Annotated in this window: 1 protein-coding gene; it reads right to left on the bottom strand. The window is 52.3% G+C overall.

The genetic code is table 11. The annotated features are described in order from the left end of the window. Positions 1–211: hypothetical protein (locus tag SB756_RS35520; RefSeq protein ID WP_410913940.1), on the bottom strand; the 211-nt coding region annotated here is incomplete at its 3' end. Positions 212–235: the final 24 nt, after the last annotated feature.

Genomic DNA, 235 nt, shown 5'->3' with positions numbered 1-235 from the left:
CACACCACGGAATTGGCGTAAGCGTCCAGCCATAAGGAGCGGTTAATTGCAGGAAATCAGCAACGGAGATTTTCAGCGTATTAACGCGAATGCTGCGGCGCAACGGGCGCTGACAGGCGGCAAGAAAATCATCAAATGAGAGCGTCGAAGGCATCGCTTCGCGCATTTGTGTCAGAAAGGCGTCCGGGAAATAAACGGTGTGTTGGGCCACGAGCATGTACCACTGGCAAAAAAA

The organism is Pseudomonas sp. SIMBA_068, assembly GCF_046534705.1.
GTDB classification, from domain to species: Bacteria; Pseudomonadota; Gammaproteobacteria; order Pseudomonadales; family Pseudomonadaceae; genus Aquipseudomonas; species Aquipseudomonas putida.
Note: the sequence above shows the minus strand (reverse complement) of the source record. Positions and strands in the feature narration are given on the sequence as shown.